The organism is Microbacterium croceum, assembly GCF_023091245.1.
In the GTDB taxonomy this organism is placed as follows: domain Bacteria; phylum Actinomycetota; class Actinomycetes; order Actinomycetales; family Microbacteriaceae; genus Microbacterium; species Microbacterium croceum.
On sequence record NZ_JAHWXN010000001.1, the window covers coordinates 1956066 to 1978253 of the forward strand.

The following is a 22188-nucleotide window of genomic DNA, read 5'->3' on the forward strand; positions in this document are numbered from 1 at the left end:
GCATGCGATGCGTCCGATCGATCTGTCCGTTCTCGTCGTCATCCCGGCGCTGAACGAAGAAGATTCCGTCGGAGAGGTCATCCGCGCAGTCGTCGCGGCAGTCCCCTCCGCTCGGTGTCTCGTCGTCGACGACGGGTCGTCCGACCGCACGGCGGCGTGTGCGCGCGAAGCCGGCGCGATCGTGCTCTCCCTGCCCTACAACCTCGGCGTCGGCGGCGCGATGCGTGCCGGATTCCGGTACGCCCGCGACAACGGTCACGGAGTGGTCGTGCAGGTCGATGCAGACGGCCAGCATGATCCGGCCGCGATCCTTCAGCTTCTCGAGGCGCTCGGCGATGCCGACCTGGTCATCGGTGCCCGCTTCGCGGGGATCGGAGACTATGGCGTACGTGGGCCACGCCGGTGGGCCATGCGTGCGCTCGCGACGATCATGAGCCGTGTGGCGCACACCCGCCTGACGGACGTGACGAGCGGGTTCAAGGCGGCGGGCCCTCGAGCCGTCGCTCTCTTCGCGGAAAATTTCCCCGCCGAGTACCTCGGCGACACGATCGAAGCCCTCGTGATCGGTGCCCGTGCGGGACTCGCCATCCGGCAGGTTCCGGTGGCGATGCGCCAGCGACAGGGCGGAGAACCGTCGCACGGGCCGTGGAAAGCTGCGGTCTATCTGACACGGGCATGCGCCGCTTTCCTGCTGGCGATGATGCGCCCCCGTACGCGGATCGAGGACGTGCGATGAACCCGATCACGTACGCGTTCGGTATCCTTGCCGCGCTTCTGGCGCTCTTTGCCATCATCGAGCTGATGCGCCGGGGGACGCTCCGCGAGCGTCATGCGGTGTGGTGGTTCGTCGGCGGTCTCCTCGCGCTCGTGATCGCCGTGTTCCCGCAGACTCTGACCTGGGCGGCGAGCGTGGTGGGGGTCGCTCTCCCTATCAACCTCGTGTTCTTCGTCGCGATCGGGCTCCTCTTCCTGGTGAGTCTCCAGTACGGCGCCGAGCTCACCCGTACGGAGGAGAAGATGCGGGTGCTCGCCGAGCAGTCGGCATTCCACCGCCAGCGCATCGAGATCCTCGAGACTCGTCTCGCGGAACTGGTTGAGCGCGACGTCGAAGAGCCCGAGATCGGTTCCGCGGCAGCGGATGCTGATGCCGAGGGTGAGCGGTGAGCCGCCCGGCCCGGGCCGTCATCGCCTCGCGGCTGTTCCCGCCGGAGGTGAGCGCCGGCGCCTTCCGGCTCGGTGCGCTCGCCACCGCTCTGCGGGAGCAGGGCGATGTCGTGGTGCTCACGACGACGCCCCCTCCGCACGCGCCGAAGACGCCTGATGCCACCGGCGTCGAGGTGCGCAGGTGGCCGGTGCTCCGGGACCGCGGCGGGAACGTCCGCGGGTACGTCCAGTACATGAGCTACGACGCGCCGCTGTTGCTGCGTCTGCTGTTCGCGCGGTTCGACGTGGTCGTGGCGGAGTCCCCTCCGACCACCGGGATCATCGCTTCGCTCGTCGCCGCCGTCCGTCGGAAACCGGTCGTCTACTACGCAGCGGACGTCTGGACCGATGGCGTCATCTCGATGGGCGCGTCGAAGCCCGTCATCAGCTTGATGCGCTGGATGGAGCGCATGGTGCTGCGTCATGCCGCGGCCATCATCTCCGTGTCCGACGAGGTCACCGAACGGCTGCTCGTGCTCGATGCGGACCCCGATCGGATCGCGACGGTGGGCAACGGCATCGACACCACCGTCTTCACACCGGAGGTCGCCGTTCCCGCCGGGGAAGCGCGCTACTTCGTCTACACCGGGACGATGTCGGAGTGGCAGCGCCCTGATGTCTTCATCCGCGCTTTCGCGCAGATCGCCGAGGAAGCGCCCGATGTGCGCATCAAGTTCTTCGGCCAGGGAGCCGTGGAGCACGAGCTCCGCGCCCTCGCAGAGGAGCTGGTCCCTGGCCGTGTCGACTTCGGCGGTGTGGTCAGTCCTGCGCAGTCGGCGGGGTGGATCCGCGGTGCTGTCGCATCGCTGGTGAGCATCGTGCCCGGTATCGGATACGACTTCGCGCGCCCGACCAAGACCTATGCCGCGGCGGCGGTCGGGACGCCTGTGCTGTTCGCCGGACCCGAGACCGGATCGCGGCTCGTGGAAGAGGCGGGGCTCGGCGTGGCCGTGGCGTTCGAGGTCGAGCCGATCGCGCTGGCGATGCGCGATCTTCTCGAGGACGCGCAGACAGGCCGGACCGCGCAGAGGCGCGAGGCGCGCGCATCATGGGCTAAGGAGAACGTCTCGCTGACCGCCGTCGCTGCGCGGGTGGCGGGGGTGGTCTCGCAGGTTCGCGAAAGGCGGACGACTAAGATCGGGGGTGCGCAACACGCGTATCCCCGCCCCGATGAAAGGCCTGCTTCGTGACCTCCAACGGCAACGTGCGGATCGTCGACTCCGCCGATGTGTCCGCAGATGCGTCCATCGGCGATGGATCCTCCATCTGGCATCTCGCGCAGGTACGGGAGAATGCGCAGCTCGGTGAGAACTGCATCGTCGGGCGCGGCGCCTACATCGGCACCGGCGTGATCATGGGTGACAACTGCAAGGTGCAGAACTACGCGCTCGTGTACGAGCCGGCGAAGCTCGCAGACGGCGTCTTCATCGGTCCAGCGGTCGTTCTGACCAACGACACGTACCCCCGTGCCATCAACGCCGACGGCACGATCAAGAGTGCGCACGACTGGGAGCCGGTCGGCGTGACCATCGAGACCGGTGCTGCGATCGGGGCGCGCGCGACGTGCGTCGCTCCTGTGACGATCGGCGCCTGGGCGACCGTCGCGGCCGGGGCCGTCGTCGTCAAGGACGTCCCCGCCTACGCATTGGTCGCCGGAGTTCCTGCCCGCCGTATCGGCTGGGTAGGGGAGTCCGGCGTGCCGCTGACCCCTGGCGATGCCGCGGGCACCTGGGTGTGCCCGACTACCGCAGAGCGCTACATCGAGACTGACGGAAAACTGATCAAGGAGACCGTGTGAGCGAGTTCATTCCCCCCGCAAAGCCCATCATCGGCGAGGAGGAGCGCGAGGCTGTCGATCGTGTGATGCGCAGCGGAATCGTCGCACAGGGCCCCGAGGTCGCCGCCTTCGAGAAGGAGTTCTCCGAGCACTTCGTCCCCGGGCGTCCGTCCGTGGCCGTCAACTCCGGCACGGCCGGCCTGCACCTGGGCCTGCTGGCCGCGGGCGTCGGCGCCGGCGACGAGGTCATCGTGCCGTCGTTCACCTTCGCGGCGACCGGAAACTCCGTCGCACTCACGGGCGGCACGCCGGTCTTCGTCGATATCGAGCCGGAGACGTTCACTCTCGACTCCGAGGCGGTCGCTGCCGCGATCACGCCACGGACGAAGGGCATCCTCCCCGTCCACCTCTACGGCCACCCGGCGCGGATGCGCGAGCTCGAGGCGCTGGCCGCGGAGCGCGGTGTCGCGCTGTACGAGGACGCCGCACAGGCGCACGGCGCATCGCTCGACGGTCGTCCGGTCGGATCCTTCGGCGAGTTCGCGATGTTCAGCCTCTACCCGACGAAGAACATGACCAGCGGCGAGGGCGGCATGGTCACGACGGCGACCGACGAGATCGCCCGCCAGGTGAAGCTCCTGCGCAACCAGGGCATGGAGCGCCAGTACGAGAACGAGGTCATCGGGTTCAACGCCCGCATGACCGACATCCACGCCGCCATCGGTCGCGTGCAGCTGACCAAGGTCGACGCGTGGACGAAGACCCGCCAGGCCAACGCCGCGTTCCTCGATGCGAACCTCGAGGGCGTCGTCGTCCCCCCGGTCGCCGAGGGAGCCGTGCATGTGTACCACCAGTACACGATCCGTGTTCCCGAGGATCGTGACGGTTTCGTCGCCGCGCTGAAGAGCGAGCACAACGTCGGAGCGGGTGTCTACTATCCGATCCCGAACCACCGGCTGCCTTCGCTGACGCACTTCGCTCCGGGTCTCGATCTTCCCGTGACAGAGCGCGCCGCGCGCGAGGTCGCCTCGCTTCCGGTGCACCCTTCGCTCAGCCAGAACGACCTGGAGCGCATCGTCGCCGCGGTCAACGCCGTCGCGAAGGCGGGCGCCTGATGGTGCTGCGCGCGGGTCTCCTCGGTGTGGGGATGATGGGCCGTCATCACGCTCGTGTGCTCCGCGAGATCGATGGTGTCGACCTCGTCGCGATCGCTGACCCGGGTGGCGACCCGCATGGGGTGGCCGGGGATCTCGACATCCTCCCGGACATCGACGCGCTGATCGCCGCGGGTATCGACACCGCGGTCGTCGCTGTCCCGACCCGTTTCCACGAGGATGCCGCGCTCAAGCTGGCGGCCGCCGGTGTGCATACGCTCGTCGAGAAGCCGATCGCGCACGATGTGGCGGCAGGGCAGCGAATGGTCGAGGCGTTCGATGCCGCCGGTCTCGTCGGCGCTGTCGGACACATCGAGCGGTTCAACCCGGCTCTGCAGGAGCTGAGGCGCCGCATCGAGGCGGACGAGCTCGGAGCCGTGTACCAGGTCACGACCCGTCGCCAGGGTCCGTTTCCGTCGCGCATCGCCGATGTGGGAGTCGCGAAGGACCTGGCTTCGCACGATGTCGACCTCACGGCCTGGGTCGTGCAGAGCGACTATGAGCGCGTCTTCGCACAGACCGCCTTCAAGAGCGGTCGCGAGCACGAGGACATGATCACGATCACGGGGCGCACGGCATCCGGTGTCATCGTGAACAACATCGTCAACTGGCTCAGCCCGATGAAGGAGCGCGTCACCGTCGTCACGGGGGAGAAGGGAGCCTTCGTCGCGGATACGTCGACCGGCGACCTCACCTTCTACGCGAACGGCACGATCCCCCTCGAGTGGGAGTCCGTGTCGTCGTTCCGCGGGGTCTCCGAGGGAGACGTCACACGCTATGCGTTCGCGAAGCGCGAGCCGCTGCGTGTCGAGCATGAGGCCTTCCGCGATGCCGTGCTCGGGCAGAAGACCGACGTCGTGACCATGGAGCAGGGACTTCGGACTCTCGCTGTCGTGGAGGCTGCTCTGGAATCGGCGAGCACCGGCGCCTCCATCATCCTCTGATTCCCGGCACATTCCCTTCCTGTGAGATATGACCTCTGATTCGATCGCTTCCGACCGGCGCCGCACGGCGCTGGTGCTCTCTTACTCCCGCATCGCCACGGACCCCCGTGTTCGCCGGGAGATCGATTGGCTCCGCGGTGACGGGTGGACCGTCGACACGCTCGGCCTGGGGGAGCACCCGACGGAAGCGGTTCGCGACCATTTCGCCCTGAAGGAGCCCTTGTCGTGGACCGTCGGGCGCCTGGGCACGCTCGCCACCCACTATCTTCTGGCGGCTCGCACGCGATTCCGACTCCTGGTCACCCGCCGCGTGCCGCGCGAACTCCGGGAGCGCATCAGGAACGGCGCGTACGACCTTGTCGTCTTCAACGAGTACGAGTTCGTGCCATGGGTGGAGGACCGCCGCGATTTCACCGCCTCGGCGCTTCGCGGGAAGCGTCATCTGGACCTTCATGAGTATCGTGATCCGGACGTCCGCCGCCGCAACTTCGGCGGGCGGCTCACCGGCCCCCACTATCGCTGGGTGAGGCGGCACATCGGGTCGCGGTTGTTCACGAGTCGTTCTGTGGTGAATACGCCCATCGGCGTGCTCTACGCGGAAGAGTTCGGAATTCCCGTTCCCGCGGAAGTGCGGAACGCGCCGCCGTTCGTGCCCGGACTGGAACCGAGCACCGTCGACCCCTCGAACATCCGGATGCTCTTCCACGGCCTGCCCAGCTGGGCGCGGGGTTTCACGGAGATCCTGGCTGCGATGCGGGATCTGCCCGATCACTTCTCGATGACCTTCATGCTGACGGACAACCCGGCCGTGCATGCGAAGCTGCGACAGGAGATCGCGGATCATCCCGCGAAGGACCGTATCCACATCGTTCCGCCCGCACCGATGCGAGAGATCGCGGAACGCATCAACGAGTACGACCTCGAGATCGTCTTCTACCGTCCCAACGGCTCGTACAACATCCAGTACGCGATGCCGAACAAGTTCTTCGAGGCCGCGCAGGGCCGACTCGCGCTCGTGGTCGGAGAGACGCCGACCATGGCGCCGCTGGTGCGAGAGTTCGGCCATGGGGTCGTGGTTCCGGAATTCACGTGGGAGTCCTTGCGTGACACTGTCGCGGCACTCGACGCGGACCAGGTCGCGCACATGAAGGAGAGAGCGAGTACGGTGGCTGCCGAACTCAACTCCGCGTCGGAGGGCCGGGCGTTCCTCGCAGCCATCAGTGAGTCAGCGGGCGGGAGTTCACGATGAAGGCGAACTGGGCGCTGTACAAGGAGACGCTGGGTGTTCTTCCGCGGAGCGCGGCCCGTTTCCTCGCGTTCTATGCGGCCGTCATGGGCGCGTTGGCTCTGATGGACGGCTTCGCTCTCGGAATGCTCGCCGTGGTGATCGCGCCTCTCGTGAGCAGACAGCCCATCACCCTGCCCATCGTGGGCACCTTGGAGGGCGCGCAGGTTCTGATCCCGCTCGGCCTGGTATGCGTGCTGATCGTGCTCAAGGGCGTCTTCGCGCTCATCCTCCAGTGGTACGCCACACGACGCTTCGCCGCCTACGAGCTCCAGCTCGGCGTACGCGTGTTCGACGGGTACATCCGTGCTCCATGGATCGAACGTCTGCGCCGCAATTCCTCGGACCTCGTGCGGATCAGCGATTCCAGTGTGAGCACGACGATCTCCGGTTTCCTTCTTCCCGGTGCGTCGGTCATCGGCGAGTTCATGAGCTTCTTCTCTCTCATCCTCGTGCTGGGGATCGCGCAGCCCTTCGTCGGTCTGGTGACGCTCGTCTACCTCGGAGCTATCGCACTGGTGCTCCAACTCCAGATCTCCCGTCGCTCGAAGCAGGCGGGGCAGGTGGCGCTGCGGTATTCGTTGCGCTCCTCTCGCCTGATCACGGAGATGATCGGTGCGCTGAAGGAGGTCACGCTGCGTGGCAGCGCCTCCGAGGTCGCCGGGGTCGTACGGGAGAACCGCGCGCATGCGACCCAGGCGCGTGCCAACTCCCAGTTCCTCGCTCAGGTCCCGCGCTACGTGCTCGATGTGGCGCTGATCGGTGGAATCGTCGTCGTCGGTGCGACCGGGTTCCTGACGGACGGGACCGTGGATGGCGCAATCGGATCGATCGCGCTGTTCGGCCTCGCCGGGTTCCGTCTCGCCCCCTCGCTCATCAGATTCCAGAGCGTCCTCCAGCAGCTGAACGTCAGTGCGCCGCACGCACGCGCGGTTCTGGAAGAGGTCCGCCGCTCGGATCGCTACATGGAGGCGGCCAGCATCGGGGATACCGCCGTGCTCCCGCCTCAGCCCAGAGCACTGCGTCTCGTGGACGTGGGATTCCGCTACTCGCCCGACTCGGCCGAAGCCGTTCGGGGCGTCGACATCGAGATCCCCTTCGGATCCCAGGTGGCGTTCGTGGGTGCATCCGGAGCGGGCAAGTCGACGATGATCGATCTGCTTCTGGGATTGATCGAGCCGACGCACGGTGCCATCACGGTCGACGACGTGCCCCTCGGAGGGGTGCTCAACGCGTGGCGGGCGCAGATCTCCTACGTGCCGCAGGAGGTCTCGCTCTTCGACGCGACCGTGGCGCAGAACGTCGCCCTGAGCTGGCGCACAGATTTCGATCGCGATCGAGTGCGGGAGGCGCTGCGCCGTGCGCAGGTGCTTCCGCTCATCGAGGGGCGCGAGGGCGGAATCGACAGCAGGATCGGAGAACGCGGACTGTCGCTCTCCGGAGGCCAGCGACAGCGTCTCGGGATCGCTCGTGCGCTCTACACCGATCCGCTCGTCCTGGTGATGGATGAGGCCACCAGTGCGTTGGACACGGCCACCGAAGCGGCGGTGACGAGCGCGATCGAAGAGCTTCGCGGCTCGGTCACCACGATCACCGTCGCTCACCGTCTGTCGACGATCCGTAACGCCGACATCGTCTTCTTCATGCGTGACGGACAGGTCGCCGCCGCAGGAACCTTCAACGAGGTCGTTGCGGCTGAGCCCGAGTTCGCACTGCAAGCGGCGCTGGCGGGGCTGATCGAAGCGGAAGACCCTCATGCCGACAATGGCCTCTGACGTTCCCGCAGTCGATGTCATCGTCGGAGTGCACAACGGCGACAGGCCTATCGAGCGCGCAGTGCGTTCGGTGCTCGCGTCGACCGTTCACGTGCGGGTGAGCGTCGTCGCACACAACGTCGGCACGGATGTGATCGCCCGGCGCCTGGGGGAGCTGGTCGACGACCCGCGGGTGCGCATCCTCTCTCTTCAGGACGGCGTCAGATCCCCGGCGAACGCGTTCAATCGCGGTCTGGACGCGGCGACAGGGACGTACGTCGCCATCGTCGGTTCTGATGACTCACTCGAAGCCGGAGCGCTCGACGCGTGGGTCGCGCTCGCGGAACGACACGCTGCCGATGCCGTGATCGCACCGATCATCCGGGACGGCGATCATGCGGTCCCGACTCCACGGATACGCGATCGCCGCCGCGTCCGCGTGCTGGACGCAGATCGCGACCGCGTGTTCGAACGCACAGCCGCGTTGGGCATTCAACGCAGGAAGACGACGGACTCGCTGCGCTATGCGACGGGTCTGCCCCGCGGAGTCGACCAGGAGTTCGGACTCCGTCTGTGGACCACGAAGAGGATCGTGTTCGACCCGGCGACTCCGGTCTACCGTGAACATGCGGATCAGAACGATCGGGTCACGCATGCATTCGGACCGCTGATCGAGGACTTCGCCTTCCTCGACGGGATCGAATCGGCAGTCGCCGGACTGGCGCTCCCTCTCCGTCGCGCGGTGGTCGCCAAGCTCGTTCGGGTGCATCTCGTTCCCGCCGTCAGCAACCGAGCCAGAGCGAAGAGTCTCGATACCGCTGATCTGGACGCGGCGGACGACATCCTGCGCCGGTTGAGCGCTCTCGCGCCTGGAATGCAACGCCTGTTGCCGCGCGCCCTTCGCGGCGACCTCGCGGCGATCAGACACCGGTCGGTTGCGGAGGCGGTCGACGTCACCCGCCGCTCGCGCTCGCGTCTCACGGAGGTGCTTCCCGATGATCCGTGGCTGTTCTTGCATCGCCACGCGCCGCTGCGCAGTCTGAGCGCAGGACGTTCGGTGATGCGTCGGACGCAGATCGCGTACGCTGCACGCCGGCCGCAGACAACCGCTCCAGACGATGGAGGTCCCCGATGAAGGTCGTCGTTCTTGCGCCTCGGGGCGCGACAGCAGTCGACGCCATCCGGGCCACCGGTGATGTCGAGACGATCGGCTGGGCGCCATCGGGTTCCGACGTCGTCGTGCGTCGCCCCGCTCCGTGGGCAGCAGGTCTTCAACGTCGGCTGGGCTCGGGCATCCCGGTGCGCATCCTGCTTCGGTTCCTGGGAGCGGACGACGCGACGCAGTTCGCCAGGGCTGTCGCTTCAGACCCGTCCGCGCAGCGCGTGCTGGCATCCGCGGATCTCGTGGTCGCCGCCGAGGAGGATGCGACCTATGCCGCGTGGCGCGCCGCCCGGTCCTCCTCTCGCCCCCGCGCGGTCTACGGATTTGCGGCTGCCAGGGCGATCCTGGAGTCGGGTTCCGAGGAGACCTCATGAATCGTCCGCATCTGCTGTACACCGCGTGGAGCTTCCCGCCGAGCCGTGCAGGTGGTGTCTACCGTGCTGTCGCGACCGTGAACGCGTTCGCGAACGCCGGATGGGACGTGACGGTGCTCACCGTACCGGAGGCACTGTTCCGCACCTCGACCGGATCCGACGAGGAACTGGCCAGACAGATCGCCCCGGGTGTTCGGGTGGTGCGCGAGGACCCTCATGTTCCGGCGTTCCAGAACGACATCGCCCGGTGGTCGTTCGGGCGTGCGCGCTTCCCCGAGGTGCACAAGCTGCTGGACCTCCGCAAGGACTTCGTCCACTTTCCCGAGCCCAATTACGGCCGTTGGCGTCCGGGGCTCGAAGCGATGGCCGAGCGCGTCCACGGTGAGCATCCGGTCGACCTCGCGATCGGAACCGCGAATCCGCACGTGGACTTCATCCCTGGCTGGCATCTGAATCGGCGACACGGCGTTCCCTACGTCATGGACTACCGCGACGCATGGCAACTCGACGTGTTCTCGGGTCGACGGCTGATCACCGCGACACGTGGCGTGCGCAGATGGGAACGTCGTCTGATGGAGTCCGCGACAGAGATCTGGTTCGTCAACGACGCGATCAGGTCGTGGCATGCGAACGAGTACGCGGGCGAGGTCGATCGCATGCGCGTCGTCGCCAATGGTTTCGACGAGTATCGAGAGTCCCTGCAGATCCCGGTTCGAGAGGAACGCACGGACGGCCTGGTGTTCGGCTACATCGGCACGATCACCCCCAACGTTCCCCTCGCGGTGCTCATCGACGGGTGGAGACGCGCGCGTGAGCGCGAGCAGCATCTTGCCGGAGCCCGGCTCGTGCTGCGCGGATACATCGGGCATTTCGGAGCCGGTGACGCCGCGGCTTCGCAGGCCATCGAGGCCGCAGCGCCGGATGGCGTGAGCTACGAGGGCCCCGTGGGCAAGTCCGACATCGCAGCCGCCTACCGAGGGTTCGACGCGCTCGTGTTGGCGCTCGGGACGGGCAGGTACGTGACCAGTGGCAAGGTGTTCGAGTACGCGGCCACCGGAATCCCCGTCGTCTCGGTGCACGATCCGGGTAACGCAGCGACGGATGTCATGAAGGATTCTCCAGCCTGGGTACCGGCGGCCGCGCTGACGACGGAAGGCGTCGCCGACGCGTTCAGCCGCGCAGCGCGGATGGCGGCGTCTCAGACCGCAGCGGATCGCGCGACGGCGCAGCGGTGGGGGGCGCAGTACTCCCGCTCAGGCCAGCTCGACCCCCGCATCGCCGCCCTGACCGCCGCGGTCGGGCACTAGTTCGCGGCAAGTCGCGCGATCGCCCGTACCCAGGTCCCGACCTGGTGCTCGGCGGAGATCTCGGTGGCCGCGAGGTCCGAGGCGCGCTTCCACGCGCTGACCGCCTCCGGAGAGAGAGCGTCGAGGGCCTCGGCGACATCGCGAGCCTCGAATCCGGAGGTCACGACACCGAAGCCGTAGCGTTCCGTCATGCCCGCCATGGCGGGCGTCGGTCCCACGATCACGCCCAAGCGCGCCTGCACGAAATCGAAGAACTTGTTGGGGAGCGCGAGACGGTGGTTCGTCGACGTGGCCGGCAGGATATGGATCCCGACATCGTGTTGCGCGAGGGTGTCGATCAGATCCGCGTGGGGAACTCCATCGAGCACACGGACGTTCGGCAGCTCCGCCGCACGAGCGCGCAGCCGGTCGATGTACGCGCGATCGTTCGGCATCAGGTGGAGGGTGAACTCGATGTCGGCTCGGCTCAGAGCCACGCCTTCGATCATGGTCTCCAGATGGCGTCCCGCCAGGGCAGCACCGGTGTGGACCACGCGAATCGGGGAACCGACGGGACGCACGGGACGATCCTCGAAGTCCGACGCGTTCGTGACGACCTCGGCGGTCAGGCCGAAGGCACGATAGCGCTCGGCGATCTCGGCGGCGACGGTGGTGGTCGATGCCGCCGGAGCGGCGAAGGTGCGAACCTGCCACCCGTTGTACGGGCCGCGGTGGGCGGCCCAGGCGGGATTGTCATCGTGCAGGCCGGGGAAGAACTCGTGGAGATCGACATGAACGCGATCCGCGGAGACGAGATCGTAGGCGAGGGGAGCCGCGTCGATATCGTTGGCGAGGACCAGGTCGACAGCCGTGCCCTTCAGCGCCTCCCGCGCGGCACGCAGCAACGGTGAAGTCCGATGGATGAGACCGTAGGCCCGCAAGCGCAGGAGCACCGATTCGAGACGCATGCGACGGGTGCGCGCGACACCGCTCGGCGGCAGGGGCAGCGTGATGTGTTGAGCGGATCCGGCGGGGCGCGATCCGAAGCCGGCCGTGATGATGTCGTACGAGCCGGAGAGAGCCGCGATCTGTCGCTGCAGGCGCGCGTCGGAGTTCAGGTCGGAGAAGGAGATGATCAGCAGTCGGGTCATGTCAGGCGGCACTCCGGGGTGAGTCGGGGGAGATCCATGTGTGAGCGAGGATGTCGGCGCTGAGCCGGCCGTCGTGCACGGCGCCGGTGAAAGCGGATCCGGCCTCCGCGATGCGCGCCCGTTCCGCGGGATCGGCGGCCAGACGGCGCAGCACAGAGGACAAGGTGGCAGGGGTCGCCTCCACGATCGGAAGATCTCGTCCGGTCGCCGCGCGCACGCGGTCGCGGACGACGGGGGTCACATGGCCGACGACGACGCAGCCGGCAGCCATCGCCTCGCACGCGGCGACCCCGTAGCTGCCCAGGACGAACTGATCCAGCACCACGTCGGCGCGGCTGAGCTCGCCGGGCATCCGATCGTGGCGGACGCCCGAGGCCGTGCGATAGTCGATCACTCCCTCGGCGTGCAGCAGCTGTGCGACCGGATCCACCATCGCGGTTCCCTTCAGCGCAGAGCTGCTCGGGATGTGCACCACGCGCATCCCAGGAACGACGGTTCGTGCGTGGGCGCGCCAGCGCTCCACATCGATGACGACCGGGAGCCAGGTGGCGTCGGGGACATCGTCGAGGAGGTCCGGTGTCGTGACGAACACGGGACCCGAGAGCTGGGCGAGGAGCGACCTGTTCCGCCGTGCGATGCGGTCTGCCTGCCGCTCGGCAGAAGTGAGTTCCTCGTGCGGGCGTCCGGCTGATCGCACGTCTGTGCCGTGACAGACGAAGGCCACCGATATCCCCGTGCCGAGCCGGGCAAGCTGACGACGCAGGTCGCGTCGGGCCAATCGGCCGAACGGTGGGATCAGTGATTCGACGAGGAGGTGTGAGAAGCCCTCTGCTGCCGTGGACTGCGCGCGTTGCCACCGCGGGGAGTTCTGGAAGACACGTCGCGAGACCCGCGCGTCCGCAGGGAAGCCGAACGCGGATTCCACGGCGAGCGATCTCGCGCCGAGGTGAGCCACGGCCTGCTCGAGAGCGCGTGCCCATTGCGTGGCCTGCCCCGCGTAGTTCGCCGGCGCGATGAGCACGCGTGTCAGCGTCGGAGGTGCCGTCGCGATCTCCCGCAGATCGGTCCGCCGGGGTAGTCCGATCCGCAGTGCGGCGAGCCGACCGATCGGGCTGGCAGGGTGCCTGGCGATCCAGTCGGCGAGACGCTCTCCTGCCGAGGTCGTCACATCGGCCTCCGCGCGCGGTCGACAGCGCGTTCGTAGATGCCGGTCAACGCGGCGGCCACGGTCGAGGGGAGGAATCGACGGGAGACCGTCTCCGCGACATCCTCAGCAGACAGATGGCGGGAGGTCTCGACCAGACTCTGCACGGCATCCGCATAGGCTGGGCCGTCTTGGACGGAGACGAATCGGCTCACGGCGGGGTCGGCGTAGTCGACCGCACCGGTCGCGACTCCGCTCACGATCGGGCGTCCGTGCACCAGCGCCTCTGCCGTCACCACGCAGAAATTGTCGCCCTGAGTGGGGAGCAGGAACATGGCGGCAGCGGCGAGCTCGCGAGAGACGCCGTCGTCGTCGAGTCGCCCCGGCAGGCGGAGCCGATCGGAGACGCCACGGCGACGGGCTTCGGCGCGCATCTCCTCGCCCAGCGGGCCTTCTCCGACCCACGTGAGAGAGGCGTCCACACCTCGCTCCACGAGAGTCGCCATCGCATCGAGTGCGAGAAGCGGTCCTTTTCGGGGGATGAGACCTCCGACGGAGAGGAGCGGCACCCCCGCGGTCGGACGGGGAGCGAGAGCGGCGGGAGCATCCACGACGCACGGGACGATGTCGATCGGCGCGCTGCGGAACCGACGGATCGCGTCCGCAAGCCGTGTGCTCTCCGCGATGACCGCGTCGGCGTGGTCGAGTCGGGGGCCGAGGATCCGCAACGCGGCGCGCTCGCCGGTGCCCAACGTCTCCGGAGCGCTGATACCTGACCAGTGCTCCGAATGCACCCATGCGCGTCCCTGCCCGGGGCGACCGGTGAGCCAGGGGAGGAGTCCCGTGAGCGCGTGCGTATGCACCACATCATGATCGAGCGCCGCCTGGGAGACGACACGTCGCGCTCTCGTATAGGAACGCGGATCGGATCTTCTCAGGCTCTCGTGACGATAGCCGTATCCGTGGCCTGGGGCGGGGGGAGAGGGGGTGCCGCGCTGCCAGTCCAGATGCAGGACGGTGACCTCGTGCCGGTCTGCCAGTGCTTCCACCTCGCGACGGACGAAGACCCCGGACACCGGGGACTCCGCGGTCGGGAACCACGGAGTCACGACGAGGATGCGCACCGGTCCAGGTTATCGCGGATGCCTGATCGCTCAGGTTCGCCGATCTAGACTGTCTCCGTGAAGATCGTCAGCGTCGTGGGCGCTCGCCCCCAGTTCGTCAAGCTCGCCCCCATCCACAAGGCCGCGCTCGCCGCAGGCGTGGAGCACGTGATCGTGCACACCGGGCAGCACTATGACCCGATGCTGTCTGATGTCTTCTTCGAGGACCTCGGCATCGGCGCGCCCGACGTGCACCTCGGAGTCGGCAGCGGTTCCCATGGCGTGCAGACCGGCTCGATGCTGGCTGCTCTCGACGCGGTATTCGACGAGCATCGTCCCGATTGGGTGCTCGTGTACGGCGACACCAACTCCACGGTCGCTGCGGCTCTGAGCGCGGTGAAGATGCACATTCCCGTCGCCCATCTCGAGGCGGGACTGCGCAGCTTCAACCGTCGGATGCCGGAGGAGCACAACCGCGTGATGACCGATCATGCCGCCGATCTCCTGCTCGCTCCCACGCAGGTCGCCGTCGAGCATCTCTCCGACGAGGGGCTCGCCGCGCGCACCGTGCTGGTGGGGGACGTGATGACCGATGTGCTGCTCGAAGTGCGCGACGAGGTCGGTGCCCGCCCGTCGCCGCTGCTCGACGAGCTCGATCTCGTGCCGGGCGAGTACTACGTCGCAACCATCCACCGCGCGGAGAACACCGACGATCCGGAGCGCCTCGCCGAAGTCGCAACTGCGCTCGGGGGTCTCGACAAGCCCGTCGTCCTCCTCGCCCATCCCCGTGTCGTCGCGAAGGCGGCCGCACACGGGATCGCCCTGACTCAGGGGGCGCTCATCGCCCATGCACCCCTCGCCTATCCCGAGCTGATCGCCGCGGCGCTCTCCAGTGCGGGTGTCGTGACGGATTCAGGTGGATTGCAGAAGGAGGCATTCCTCCTCGGCATCCCCTGCACTACCGTGCGTACCGAGACAGAGTGGGTGGAGACGGTCGAACTCGGTTGGAACGTGCTCGCGAATACGGCCTCCGAGATCACGGCAGCTGTCACACGTCCCCGCCCGGCCGACACGGGTGACGCACCCTACGGCGACGGTCATGCGGCTGAGCGTGTCATCGCCGAGCTGATCAGGGCAGCCGGGGAGACGTCTGGCACGTGAGCGTGGCTGCGACTGCCACGCGGACGCGTCGCAGCTTCCGGACTGACGTCCAAGGACTGCGCGCGATCGCCGTCGGCCTGGTGCTGCTCTACCACGCGGGCGTGCCGTTCATCACCGGTGGCTATGTCGGCGTCGACGTCTTCTTCGTGATCTCCGGGTTCCTGATCTCCAGTCATCTCCTGGAGTCCTTGGAACGGGACGGGAAGATCCGTTTCGCGGAGTTCTATGCGCGCCGTATCCGCCGCATCCTTCCGGCCTCGCTGGTGGTCGCGGTGCTGACGGCGCTCGCCGCGATCATCTTCTACCCGCCTCTGGCCCTCGAGCGGGTGCTGCGCGACGCCCTCGCGACGATCCTCTACGTGCCCAACGTCTGGTTCGCGATTCAGAACACCGACTATCTCGCGGATCATGCGGCGTCGCCCTATCAGCACTACTGGTCGCTGGGAGTCGAAGAGCAGTTCTATCTGCTGTGGCCGCTGATCCTGTTGTCCCTCGCGCTTCTCGTGAGGCGGCGCCGTGGCCTGCTCATCGCAGGGATCGCGGTACTGGCCGCTGCCAGCCTGATCGGCGGCATCCTGATGACCCCGATCAACCAACCTGCCGCCTTCTTCCTCCTGCCGACGCGTGCCTGGGAGCTTCTGATCGGAGCACTCGTCGGAGCCGTGCTGCTGCACGGCGCACCGCACGTCCCCCGATGGGTCGACGCGATCGGCGGCTGGATCGGGATCGGGATGATCCTCGGGGCCGCCGTGCTGTACGACGATGGCACCGTCTTTCCCGGCACCGCAGCGATGCTTCCGACGTTCGGTACCGCGCTGGTCATCCTGTTCGGCGCCCGTGCCGTCTCCCTGGGACCGACGCGCGCGCTCTCGATCCGTCCGATGCAGTTCATCGGTCTGATCTCATACTCGCTGTACCTCGTGCATTGGCCGCTGCTGATCGTCACACAGGCGGCGGTGGGCGAGCAGAACCCGCTCCGCCTGACGATCAAGGTGCTGCTGGGAGTCGTGCTCGCGCTACCGCTCGCCTGGCTGCTGTTCCGTTTCGTGGAGACGCCGCTCCGTGCTCCCCGCGCTCTCGTACATCGGCCCGCCCAGGTCACGCTCTGGGGCACGTTGGGACTGACCGCCGTGCTCGTCATCGCGACGGTGGGGGCCGTGCAATGGTCGGCGACCCGCGACGCCGGCACCGGCGGCGTCGTGGCCGCGGCGCCCGACTTCCCCACCATGCCGCCGCAGGCCACCACTTTCGTCCCGCGCAACATGACGCCCTCGCTCGAGGCTGTCTCCGATGACGTCGCGCCCATGTACGGCGACGGCTGCCACTACGACGTCACACGCGAAGACGTGCAGGACTGCCATTACGGCAACACCGACGGCGACCTCACCGTCGCGGTGTTCGGCGACTCGCACTCCGCTCAGTGGTTCCCCGCGGTCGACGATTTCGCGGAGTCCGCAGGGAACGTCCGGATCGACACCTACACGAAGTCGTCGTGCCCCGCCGTCGATGTCACGGTGCTGGACAAGGACGTTCCGTACGCCTCGTGCGACCGCTGGCGCGACGCGGTACTCGCATCCCTCGTCGCCGACCCGCCCGACCTCGTAGTCATCTCCAGCTACGCCGGCTACGGGCTCGCCGACGCCTCGGGCGCTCAGGCCATCGCGGACGCGTGGGCGCGCGGAGTCGAGAGCACGGTGACACACCTCCGTGAGGCTGGGAGCGAAGTTCTGGTGATCGCCGACACGCCCCGATTCGCCTCTGCCCCGGCGACATGCGCATCGGCGAACGTCCTGGATGTCACGGTGTGCGCGGGGGAGCGGGCATCCGTTCTCGATGCGGACTTCACCGCCCAGGAGCGCGCCGCGGTCGAAGCCGCCGGCGGGACCTACGCGGACCTGACCGACTTCATCTGCGACGCGGAGACGTGCCCCGTGATCATCGACGACATGTTCGTGTATCGCGATGTCAACCACATGACCTCGACGTTCGTCTCCTACCTCGCCCCCGCCCTCGAACCGACGCTCGCCTCGCTGCTCGGCATCGACGCAGGAACGGACCCGTAGACTGGATCCCATGCGTATCGCCGTCGTGGCCCTCGGAAAGATCGGGCTCCCTCTCGCCGTCCAGTTCGCCTCCTCCGGTCACGACGTGATCGGCGTCGACGTCAACCAGAAGGCTGTCGACATCATCAATCAGGGACGTGAGCCCTTCCCCGGCGAGGCGCACCTCGAAGAGCGTCTTGCGGAGCTGATCCCCGCCGGTCGCCTGCGCGCGACGACGAACTACGCCGAGGCCATTCCCGGCGCCGACGCCGTCGTGCTGGTCGCGCCGGTCTTCGTCAACGACGAGACGTGGGAGCCCGACTTCAAGTACATGGACTCGGCGACGAAGTCGCTCGCCGAGCACCTGACCCCCGGGACCCTCGTCTCCTACGAGACCACATTGCCCGTCGGCACCACCCGCAACCGCTGGAAGCCGATGCTCGAGGAGGGCTCCGGCCTGGTGGAGGGTACGGACTTCTTCCTCGCCTACTCGCCCGAGCGCGTGCTCACGGGTCGCGTGTTCGCCGACCTCCGCAAGTACCCGAAGCTCATCGGGGCGCTCTCCGACGAGGGCAACCGTCGCGCCCGCGAGTTCTACGAGGCCGTACTGCAGTTCGACGAGCGCACCGACCTGCCGCGACCCAACGGAGTCTGGGACCTCGGCACGACCGAGGCATCCGAGATGGCGAAGCTCGCAGAGACGACATACCGCGATGTCAACATCGGCCTCGCCAACCAGTTCGGTCTCTTCGCCGCGTCGCACGGCATCGATGTCTACAAGGTGATCGAAGCCTGCAACTCCCAGCCATACAGCCACATCCACCGCCCGGGTATCGCCGTCGGCGGTCACTGCATCCCCGTCTACCCGCGCCTGTATCTGTCGACCGACCCCGACGCCGACATCGTCCGTGTCGCACGCCAGCTGAACGCCTCGATGCCGGAGCGCCTCGTCGCGCAGGCGGAGGGCATCCTCGGCGATCTCAGCGGCCAGCGCGCCGTGGTTCTCGGCGCCGCGTACCGCGGTGGAGTGAAAGAGACCGCGTTCTCCGGCGTGTTCCCGACCGTCAAGGCGCTCAAGGAGCGTGGCGCCGAGGTCGTCGTGCATGACCCTCTGTACACCGATGAGGAACTTCGCGGCCTCGGCTTCGAGCCGTACGCGATCGGCGGACAGGTCGACCTCGCGGTTCTGCAGACGGACCACGCCGACTACAAGGAGCTCACGCCTGCGCAGCTGCCCGGCATCAAGCTCATCGTCGACGGTCGGGCGACGACCGACCCCGCACTCTGGGTCGGAACGCCGCGCATCGTCGTGGGAACGGCCGCCTGATGGATCTGCTCGTCGTCGGGTCGGGTTTCTTCGGCCTCACCATTGCCGAGCGCGCTGCAGAAGCGGGCCGCAAAGTCACCGTCATCGACCGCCGCCACCACATCGGCGGCAACGCCTACAGCGAGGCGGAGCCCGAGACGGGCATCGAGGTGCACCGATACGGCGCCCACCTCTTCCACACATCCAACGCGACCGTGTGGGAGTACGTGAACCGCTTCACGTCGTTCACGAACTACGTCCACCGCGTCTACACGACGCACAAGGGCACCGTCTTCCCGATGCCGGTGAACCTCGGCACGATCAACCAGTTCTTCCAGTCCGCCTACACGCCGGACCAGGCACGCGCGCTCGTCAAGGAGCAGGCGGGGGAGTTCGACGCGAAGACGGCGGCGAACTTCGAGGAGAAGGGCATCGCGCTCGTCGGGCGTCCGTTGTTCGAGGCGTTCTTCCGCGATTACACGGCGAAGCAGTGGCAGACCGACCCGCACAAGCTCTCCGGCGACATCATCAGCCGTCTGCCCGTGCGCTATACGTACGACAACCGCTACTTCAACGACACCTGGGAAGGTCTGCCGATCGACGGGTACACCGCCTGGATCGAGCGGATGGCCGATCACCCGAACATCGACGTCAAGCTCGACGTGGACTATTTCGATGAGGCGCAGCCGCTCAACAAGAAGGCGACCGTCGGACAGCTGCCTGTCGTGTACACCGGTCCCGTGGATCGGTATTTCGACTACACCGAGGGAGCGCTGAGCTGGCGCACGCTGGACTTCGAGCAGGAAGTGCTGAACGTCGGCGACTTCCAAGGCACCAGCGTCATGAACTACCCGGACATGGACGTGCCGTACACGCGCATCCACGAGTTCAAGCACTTCCACCCGGAGCGCAAGGACATCTACGAGTCGGACAAGACCGTGATCATGCGCGAGTTCTCGCGCTTCGCAACTCGCGAGGACGAGCCGTACTACCCCGTGAACACCCCCACCGACCGCGAGGGCCTGCTGGCCTACCGCGAGCTCGCGAAGGGTGAGAAGGATGTGCACTTCGGTGGGCGTCTCGGCACGTACCAGTACCTCGACATGCACATGGCCATCGGCTCGGCGCTGTCGCTCTGGAACAACACACTCTCGTAGACTCGACACTGTGAGTCGCACTGCGGTCGGGGCACCGGGGACGCCCCGGAGATACCTGCATTCGTTGTGGCTGCTGTCCGCGCGTGACCTCAAGGTTCGCTACGCGACCAGCATGCTGGGCTACGTCTGGTCGGTGCTCGACCCGCTGGTGATGAGCCTGATCTACTGGTTCGTCTTCACGCAGGTCTTCCACCGCGATGTGGGCGAGGAGCCGTACATCGTATTCCTCATCAGCGCCCTGCTGCCGTGGGTGTGGTTCAACTCGTCGGTGAGCGACTTCACGCGCGCTTTCAAGAAGGACGCGCGGTTGGTGCGGTCGACGGCGATCCCGCGGACGATCTGGGTCAACCGCATCGTGCTGAGCAAGGGCATCGAGTATCTGTTCTCGCTCCCCGTGCTCGTGCTCTTCATCGTGATCAGCCTGCTGGTGGAGACGGACCCGAGCAAGGTCGTGCAGATCGGCTGGGGCGTGCTCTGGATGCCGGTGGCGATGCTCTTGCAGACGATCCTGCTCGTCGGACTGGGACTGCTCATCGCGCCGCTGTGCGTGATGTACGTCGATCTCGAGCGGACCACGGCGTTGATCCTGCGGGCGATGTTCTATGCGACCCCGATCATCTACAACGTGACGGACCTGCCGGGTATCGCGCAGACGCTGGGGGCGTTCAACCCGCTCGCCGGAATCTTCATGCTCTACCGGATGGCCTTCTTCCCCGATCAGTGGAACCTGTTCACGCTGGTGATCAGTGTGGTGATGAGTCTGGCGATCCTCGCACTCGGCGTGTGGGCTTTCCGGCGGCTCGAGCGTCCTGTGTTGAAGGAGCTGTGATGCCGGCCGCGATCGAAGTACAGGGGCTCGGCGTGCATTTCCGACGGAACCGGCGGGGGAACCGGACCTTCAAGGACCTGTTCGCCGGCGCGTCCCGTCGCTCGCGCCCCGGAGAATTCTGGGCCCTGCGTGATGTCTCGTTCTCCGTGCAGCAGGGGGAGTCGATCGGCGTCGTAGGACGCAACGGTCAGGGGAAGTCCACGCTGCTGCGTCTCGTTGCCAAGGTGCTGCTGCCCGACGAAGGCACTGTCGCCGTCAACGGCGGCGTCGCGCCGCTGATCGAGATCACCGGTGGTTTCGTCGGTGACCTCACGGTGCGCGAGAACGTCCGGCTCACGGCCGGTCTGCACGGTATGTCACGCGACGAGGTGTCGCGCCGCTACGACAGCATCATCGCCTTCGCCGAACTCCACGGGTTCGAGGAGACGCCGTACAAGCACCTCTCCAATGGTATGAAGGTGCGGCTCGCTTTCTCGGTCGTGTCGCAGCTCGACGAGCCGATCCTCCTCGTCGACGAGGTGCTCGCTGTCGGCGACAAGGCCTTCAGGGAGAAGTGCTACACGCGCATCGACGAGCTGCTCGCCGAAGGCCGCACACTCTTCTTCGTGAGCCACAACGAGCGTGACCTCCGCCGTTTCTGCACGCGGGGGCTCTACCTCGACAAGGGCGCGCTTGTGTTGGATGCGCCGATCGCAGAGGTCCTCGATCGGTACAACGCGGACTACAACGTCTAGCCGCAGGCTCGCGGGCGTCGACGGAGTACCGGATCAGAGCCCTACGAGGCCCCGGACCACCTGCAGGGAACGCGTGGCGGCGTCCAGTTGCGCGCTCGTCGAACTCGCGTTGTCGATCGCCGCTCTCAGGGCGACGAGCTTGGATGCGTAGTCGGCCACCGCGGTGGACCATTCGGAGGCGATGGAACTCGGTGCGACGGAGTCCGCCAGACGCTCGGCGTCCTGCTGCAGCTGGTCCACGATCTGCGCCGCCTCCTGGCCTGCCATGCCCGGGAGGAAGCCGAGACCGGTGACGGCGTCGTCGAGGCGCGGCTGCACGAGCCCAGTGAACGTCGCCAGATCGGGGTCGCCTACAGGCGGAGGAGACACCTCCGGTGTGCGTGTCGGGGTCGGCTCGGGGGACGGCGTCGCGGAGGCGGAAGCGCTCGGCGACGGTGATGCGGAATCCGTCGGCGACGCGGTGGGCTCGGGGGAGCCGCCGCGCGGGAGGAAGACGACCAGCAACGTGACGACGATCGCGGCCGCCAGCACAGAGAGCCCGACGATCAGCCAGATCCGGCCGCGGCGCTTCGGTGGCGGGGGGATCGGCGCCCACCGGAGTTCGGGCTGCTGCTCGCTCATG

Annotated in this window: 21 protein-coding genes; 17 read left to right on the top strand and 4 right to left on the bottom strand. The window is 67.3% G+C overall.

Annotated elements, in window-relative coordinates; genetic code table 11:
* Nucleotides 1–7 precede the first annotated feature (7 nt).
* The 11 genes from KZC51_RS09215 to KZC51_RS09265 are packed head-to-tail and all read left to right on the top strand — an operon-like array spanning nucleotide 8 to nucleotide 10960.
* Nucleotides 8–736 (top strand): glycosyltransferase family 2 protein, encoded by a 729-nt coding sequence (locus tag KZC51_RS09215; RefSeq protein WP_247629684.1) that lies wholly within the window; start codon nucleotides 8–10, stop codon nucleotides 734–736.
* Nucleotides 733–1164, top strand: coding sequence for a DUF2304 domain-containing protein (locus tag KZC51_RS09220; RefSeq protein ID WP_247629685.1), 432 nt, complete (start codon nucleotides 733–735; stop codon nucleotides 1162–1164). Before KZC51_RS09215 ends, KZC51_RS09220 begins: the two co-directional genes overlap by 4 nt.
* Nucleotides 1161–2393 (top strand): glycosyltransferase family 4 protein, encoded by a 1233-nt coding sequence (locus KZC51_RS09225; protein ID WP_247629686.1) that lies wholly within the window; start codon nucleotides 1161–1163, stop codon nucleotides 2391–2393. The genes KZC51_RS09220 and KZC51_RS09225 overlap by 4 nt, the downstream gene beginning before the upstream one ends.
* Nucleotides 2390–3001 (top strand): acyltransferase, encoded by a 612-nt coding sequence (locus KZC51_RS09230; RefSeq protein ID WP_247629687.1) that lies wholly within the window; start codon nucleotides 2390–2392, stop codon nucleotides 2999–3001. The genes KZC51_RS09225 and KZC51_RS09230 overlap by 4 nt, the downstream gene beginning before the upstream one ends.
* Entirely contained in the window at nucleotides 2998–4095 is a 1098-nt protein-coding gene (locus KZC51_RS09235; protein WP_247629688.1) for a DegT/DnrJ/EryC1/StrS family aminotransferase, read from the top strand. Before KZC51_RS09230 ends, KZC51_RS09235 begins: the two co-directional genes overlap by 4 nt.
* Complete coding sequence (locus tag KZC51_RS09240; protein ID WP_247630625.1) at nucleotides 4092–5078, top strand: Gfo/Idh/MocA family protein; 987 nt, start codon at nucleotides 4092–4094, stop codon at nucleotides 5076–5078. The genes KZC51_RS09235 and KZC51_RS09240 overlap by 4 nt, the downstream gene beginning before the upstream one ends.
* A gap of 28 nt (nucleotides 5079–5106) precedes the next feature.
* Nucleotides 5107–6327 carry a glycosyltransferase family protein gene (locus KZC51_RS09245; RefSeq protein WP_247629689.1) on the top strand — a complete coding sequence of 407 codons (1221 nt, stop codon included), beginning with the start codon at nucleotides 5107–5109 and terminating at the stop codon, nucleotides 6325–6327.
* Nucleotides 6324–8138 (top strand): ABC transporter ATP-binding protein, encoded by a 1815-nt coding sequence (locus KZC51_RS09250; protein WP_247629690.1) that lies wholly within the window; start codon nucleotides 6324–6326, stop codon nucleotides 8136–8138. The genes KZC51_RS09245 and KZC51_RS09250 overlap by 4 nt, the downstream gene beginning before the upstream one ends.
* A complete protein-coding gene (locus KZC51_RS09255) occupies nucleotides 8128–9252 on the top strand; it encodes a glycosyltransferase family 2 protein (protein WP_247629691.1) in 1125 nt (374 codons plus the stop codon). The genes KZC51_RS09250 and KZC51_RS09255 overlap by 11 nt, the downstream gene beginning before the upstream one ends.
* Nucleotides 9249–9653, top strand: coding sequence for a hypothetical protein (locus KZC51_RS09260; RefSeq protein WP_247629692.1), 405 nt, complete (start codon nucleotides 9249–9251; stop codon nucleotides 9651–9653). Before KZC51_RS09255 ends, KZC51_RS09260 begins: the two co-directional genes overlap by 4 nt.
* Complete coding sequence (locus KZC51_RS09265) at nucleotides 9650–10960, top strand: glycosyltransferase (protein WP_247629693.1); 1311 nt, start codon at nucleotides 9650–9652, stop codon at nucleotides 10958–10960. Before KZC51_RS09260 ends, KZC51_RS09265 begins: the two co-directional genes overlap by 4 nt.
* On the opposite strand, the gene KZC51_RS09270 is transcribed toward KZC51_RS09265, so the two are convergent.
* From KZC51_RS09270 to KZC51_RS09280, 3 genes are read right to left on the bottom strand one after another with little or no spacing between them, the layout of a single operon-like run.
* Nucleotides 10957–12090: a glycosyltransferase family protein gene (locus tag KZC51_RS09270; protein WP_247629694.1), complete on the bottom strand. Its 1134-nt coding sequence runs from the start codon at nucleotides 12088–12090 to the stop codon at nucleotides 10957–10959. The two genes, KZC51_RS09265 and KZC51_RS09270, sit on opposite strands and share 4 nt — an antisense overlap.
* 1 nt (nucleotide 12091) lies before the next feature.
* Nucleotides 12092–13258, bottom strand: a complete 1167-nt coding sequence (locus KZC51_RS09275; protein ID WP_247629695.1) for a glycosyltransferase family protein — start codon at nucleotides 13256–13258, stop codon at nucleotides 12092–12094.
* A complete protein-coding gene (locus tag KZC51_RS09280; protein ID WP_247629696.1) occupies nucleotides 13255–14358 on the bottom strand; it encodes a glycosyltransferase family 4 protein in 1104 nt (367 codons plus the stop codon). Before KZC51_RS09280 ends, KZC51_RS09275 begins: the two co-directional genes overlap by 4 nt.
* Before the next feature lie 57 nt (nucleotides 14359–14415).
* Here KZC51_RS09280 and wecB point away from each other — a divergent pair, with 57 nt between their 5' ends.
* Genes wecB through KZC51_RS09310 form a run of 6 tightly spaced genes read left to right on the top strand, consistent with a single transcriptional unit; the run spans nucleotide 14416 to nucleotide 21566 of the window.
* Nucleotides 14416–15498: a non-hydrolyzing UDP-N-acetylglucosamine 2-epimerase gene (gene wecB, locus KZC51_RS09285; RefSeq protein WP_247629697.1), complete on the top strand. Its 1083-nt coding sequence runs from the start codon at nucleotides 14416–14418 to the stop codon at nucleotides 15496–15498.
* A gap of 2 nt (nucleotides 15499–15500) precedes the next feature.
* Entirely contained in the window at nucleotides 15501–17561 is a 2061-nt protein-coding gene (locus KZC51_RS17855; protein ID WP_247629698.1) for an acyltransferase family protein, read from the top strand.
* A gap of 10 nt (nucleotides 17562–17571) precedes the next feature.
* Nucleotides 17572–18867 (top strand): nucleotide sugar dehydrogenase, encoded by a 1296-nt coding sequence (locus KZC51_RS09295; protein WP_247629699.1) that lies wholly within the window; start codon nucleotides 17572–17574, stop codon nucleotides 18865–18867.
* Entirely contained in the window at nucleotides 18867–20003 is a 1137-nt protein-coding gene (gene glf / locus KZC51_RS09300; RefSeq protein WP_247629700.1) for a UDP-galactopyranose mutase, read from the top strand. The genes KZC51_RS09295 and glf overlap by 1 nt, the downstream gene beginning before the upstream one ends.
* A 10-nt stretch (nucleotides 20004–20013) precedes the next feature.
* Nucleotides 20014–20832, top strand: a complete 819-nt coding sequence (locus KZC51_RS09305; protein ID WP_247629701.1) for an ABC transporter permease — start codon at nucleotides 20014–20016, stop codon at nucleotides 20830–20832.
* Nucleotides 20832–21566: an ABC transporter ATP-binding protein gene (locus KZC51_RS09310; RefSeq protein ID WP_247629702.1), complete on the top strand. Its 735-nt coding sequence runs from the start codon at nucleotides 20832–20834 to the stop codon at nucleotides 21564–21566. The genes KZC51_RS09305 and KZC51_RS09310 overlap by 1 nt, the downstream gene beginning before the upstream one ends.
* 33 nt (nucleotides 21567–21599) lie before the next feature.
* Here the strand turns inward: KZC51_RS09310 and KZC51_RS09315 are convergent, their stop codons facing one another.
* Nucleotides 21600–22187, bottom strand: coding sequence for a hypothetical protein (locus tag KZC51_RS09315; RefSeq protein ID WP_247629703.1), 588 nt, complete (start codon nucleotides 22185–22187; stop codon nucleotides 21600–21602).
* Between the last annotated feature and the right edge of the window lies 1 nt (nucleotide 22188).

What these genes read in the sequence shown, in the direction of transcription:
- KZC51_RS09220 (WP_247629685.1), top strand. Translation starts at nt 733, where the DNA reads ATGAACCCGATCACGTACGCGTTCGGTATCCTTGCCGCGCTTCTGGCG.
- KZC51_RS09250 (WP_247629690.1), top strand. Translation starts at nt 6,324, where the DNA reads ATGAAGGCGAACTGGGCGCTGTACAAGGAGACGCTGGGTGTTCTTCCG.
- KZC51_RS09310 (WP_247629702.1), top strand. Translation starts at nt 20,832, where the DNA reads ATGCCGGCCGCGATCGAAGTACAGGGGCTCGGCGTGCATTTCCGACGG.
- KZC51_RS09265 (WP_247629693.1), top strand. Translation starts at nt 9,650, where the DNA reads ATGAATCGTCCGCATCTGCTGTACACCGCGTGGAGCTTCCCGCCGAGC.
- KZC51_RS09215 (WP_247629684.1), top strand. Translation starts at nt 8, where the DNA reads ATGCGTCCGATCGATCTGTCCGTTCTCGTCGTCATCCCGGCGCTGAAC.
- KZC51_RS09270 (WP_247629694.1), bottom strand. Translation starts at nt 12,090, where the DNA reads ATGACCCGACTGCTGATCATCTCCTTCTCCGACCTGAACTCCGACGCG.
- glf (WP_247629700.1), top strand. Translation starts at nt 18,867, where the DNA reads ATGGATCTGCTCGTCGTCGGGTCGGGTTTCTTCGGCCTCACCATTGCC.
- KZC51_RS09255 (WP_247629691.1), top strand. Translation starts at nt 8,128, where the DNA reads ATGGCCTCTGACGTTCCCGCAGTCGATGTCATCGTCGGAGTGCACAAC.
- KZC51_RS09260 (WP_247629692.1), top strand. Translation starts at nt 9,249, where the DNA reads ATGAAGGTCGTCGTTCTTGCGCCTCGGGGCGCGACAGCAGTCGACGCC.
- KZC51_RS09245 (WP_247629689.1), top strand. Translation starts at nt 5,107, where the DNA reads ATGACCTCTGATTCGATCGCTTCCGACCGGCGCCGCACGGCGCTGGTG.
- KZC51_RS09315 (WP_247629703.1), bottom strand. Translation starts at nt 22,187, where the DNA reads ATGAGCGAGCAGCAGCCCGAACTCCGGTGGGCGCCGATCCCCCCGCCA.
- KZC51_RS09295 (WP_247629699.1), top strand. Translation starts at nt 17,572, where the DNA reads ATGCGTATCGCCGTCGTGGCCCTCGGAAAGATCGGGCTCCCTCTCGCC.